The organism is Bacillus fungorum (genome assembly GCF_002746455.1).
GTDB classification, from domain to species: Bacteria; Bacillota; Bacilli; order Bacillales; family Bacillaceae_G; genus Bacillus_A; species Bacillus_A fungorum.
In genome coordinates, this window is sequence record NZ_NWUW01000085.1 from 1 (window position 1) to 3,261 (window position 3,261).

Sequence of the window (3,261 nt, forward strand, 5' to 3'; positions counted from 1 at the left end):
CTTCAGTGTAGCAAGTTCGTCCACTCCTTAATGCTCACTACGTTCCGCTTACCGTTGGACAAACGCCAGATAACCACCTCCACCGTTCACGAGAAAAAACCAAAGTATCAAAAAGTCTTCGTTTACATTCACCACGCCTCCCTATGCCTCGCTAAAATCTGAGAATACATCCCCGCTGCCCTGCATTTTTTCCTCGCCACGCCTCGTTAAATTCCCCTATATCTCGTCAAATTTTAAAAATCTCCTTACGATCTACTAACTAATTATTTTTTGCTCTAACTAAAAAAACCATAAAGAAATCATAGAATGATATAAAAAATACGTCTCAGAACGTTCAGAATTCGTTTTAAACGCTTTATTTTTTTCTAATGAATTCAACTACATAAAATCATTAAAAGCGATTCTGAATCGTTTTAAACGCTTTAAAAACCAAGAAATAAAAAAAGAGCATAAGGAAACCGAATCCCACTTTATAAAAAAAGTGGTGAAATAGGCTGTGCCTATTGGTTTTCTAGTTTGTGAATTGTGGGAAGACTTTTTTTCGGTTGTATGCGTTCTGTATGCGTTTTTCGGCTATTTATATGCGTTTTGTATGTGAAAATATGTGTTTTGTATGCGTCTAAAATGACCACCAAATGACCACCAAATGACCACGAAACCAATGTTGTAACTGGGACGGTTCTTTTTTATCCAGTGGTCACTCAGTGGTCATTTTTTCGTTCTAGTGATCATTCAGTGGCACCCAGTGGTCACTCAGTGGTCACTAAAATTGCACAAAAAAAATAATTTTGTGGTAAAATAAAAACGAAATTCAGCGAAGTTTTTTTCTGTTCACCTTCGCAATAACACAAATTAAAAGAACAGATTCATATTTAGCGGAGTTCTTACTCATTCACCTTCGCAACAATATAAAACAAAAGAATGATGATTAAATTTAAAGTATTCATACCTTAGTTAACATAAAAAATAAAAAAGAACCAGGAACTAATCCAGGTTCTTTTTTTTCATTCCACTTCCATTTCATCAATCAAATGCCCATTATATTTTTCTTTTTCTTCTTCAGTTAACTCAGTATATTCACGATTAAATTTCAATAAATCAGGATTCCATGTTGCTAATATCTTATAAAAATACTCGTTTTTATCTTTTGTTTTATACTTGTCCAACTCACCATTTTCATACTTCAAAGCATACTCTTTAAACAGTCCATTAAACGTAATCAGTTGTCGGCCTTTCAACGATGCATAAAACACATCAAACACTTCTTGGTTTGTTGCCAGCTCATAATCTTTCGCTGAATACTTCGCAATCTCACCAACTGCATTCCCTTCTCGAATCAATTCCACTTTCTGAATATGTACTTGTGTTATTTCAGGTAGATCCGTAGCTTCTCGCCACATCGAAAGCCATTCTTGTTGTTTAATGTAAAGCTCTTTACGTTTGAAATAATTTTTATCTACACAAAGTAAAACATGAAAATGCGGATTATAGTCATCACGTTCTTTGTTGTAAGTCATCTCTAATTTTCTAATGTACCCTTTAATACTTCTTTGAACCTTTTTTCTATCAAACAATTTCTTAAAAGCTTTATTAAATCTATCAATTTCACTTTTCACCATATCAGCTTTAATATTCGGCGTAGTCAAAGTGAGAAATAAAAACTCTTTCTTTTCCTCAACCTTGATAGCTTCCATCATCGTAGCTATTTTCATCGCATCTTTACGAGCTTTCCTCCAAGCACAAATCGGACAAAACCTATTTTTACAAGGATTAGACCCTATTAATTTATTTTTTATTTTGTCACGAGTTGAAATAAATTGGTTAAAAGTACTACACTCTTTAAACAATTCACGTCCACCCTCACTCAATTTATCTTTAATAAATTCATAGATTTTTAAATTCTGTTTTTTCTTCGGTTGATACTTCCAAACAATTTCGTCTTGATTTTTTTTCGTCATATCTGATATATTAGTCCCAGTTGAATAGTAAAAAAGGGTACACCAACCCTTTAAAAAGAGACTTGCTCCTTTCGTGATAGTTTATTGTTTTTTTCTCGACAATTAAAACGTTAAATCTATCCGCCTGAAAAAGCAAGTCTTTTTTTATTGAAAACCTTACAACCACAAGGCTTTAAGGCATACAAGGGTAACTATTTCGCCGCCGAAATAGTTACCCTTGTATCAAGAAAAGAAAAAACACGATTTTCCGTTCCGGAAAATCGCAAAAAAGTAGAGAGGAAAACGAATCGTTTTCCTCTCTACTTTTTTTTAGTAAATCAATTATATTCAGTGTCTTCATCGTAAGGTAAAATGTCACCTTCCCAATTACAGGAAGCACATTCACATCCCCATCCATTTAAATCAATTACAACTACATTGTTATTACGATCTTTAGTTTCATAACTAGTAAAACTCTTTACATAAAAATCTTCATCAATTAATTTAACTCCACAATTAGGACAAAACAAAGGTTTAGCCATAAAACAATCACCCTTAATATTTTTTTATTCTCTTAACACTTTTCCACTACTCGTTAAAGAAGCAATACGTTCCTTTTTGCCTTTATTATACAACTTCCACGCTGAACCACCATGTGATTTACCCTTATTTTTAGAAATAATCCAACCTGACTTAGGATCTTTGTAATCATTAGTACCTCTAATTTTTTGCGAAAACTTCTTCAAATCAACAACTTCATTAGATTTTTTTAAAGATTTAGGTATCTTTTGAAGTATTCTTAAATAATCCCATTTTGCACAAGTCGGCCTATCTCTTCCCAAACAATCTAAAGCATACGAAGAAGAAGGTTTAACAAATGCAACTGAAGTTAAAACAAGAAAACTAACTAATAAAACTTGTACCATTTTTTTCATCTCAAAACACCTCGCATTGGTTTTTCCTAAATTCTAAGATTGATGGAAATATAATACAAGTATGGTTTTTAAATTCTATATATAGTAAAATTAAACATATATAAAAGGGAATATTTAACTTTGTTAAATCTTAATTTCATTATCTTTTTTTTAGATGATCCGTAAGACAAAAACTCAACCTACCCAACCCTTCCGATCTCGGAAGGACTCCCTCGGCGGTAGCCAGCCCCCAAACGTAAAGTTTGGGAGACAACAAGAGGGTCTTCAGTGTAGCAAGTTCGTCCACTCCTTAATGCTCACTACGTTCCGCTTACCGTTGGACAAACGCCAGATAACCACCTCCACCGTTCACGAGAAAAAACCAAAGTATCAAAAAGTCTTCGTTTACA

At 33.4% G+C, this 3,261-nt stretch carries 3 protein-coding genes; all 3 read right to left on the reverse strand.

What is annotated here, in order from left to right:
* Positions 1 to 1,004 precede the first annotated feature (1,004 nt).
* Positions 1,005 to 1,958, reverse strand: a complete 954-nt coding sequence (locus tag CO726_RS30555; protein ID WP_099686786.1) for a protein rep — start codon at positions 1,956 to 1,958, stop codon at positions 1,005 to 1,007.
* A 317-nt stretch (positions 1,959 to 2,275) separates the two neighbouring features.
* A complete protein-coding gene (locus tag CO726_RS30560) occupies positions 2,276 to 2,479 on the reverse strand; it encodes a hypothetical protein (RefSeq protein WP_099686787.1) in 204 nt (67 codons plus the stop codon).
* A gap of 24 nt (positions 2,480 to 2,503) precedes the next feature.
* On the reverse strand, positions 2,504 to 2,872 hold the full coding sequence (locus tag CO726_RS32735; protein ID WP_234449446.1) for a hypothetical protein: 369 nt from the start codon (positions 2,870 to 2,872) through the stop codon (positions 2,504 to 2,506).
* Between the last annotated feature and the right edge of the window lie 389 nt (positions 2,873 to 3,261).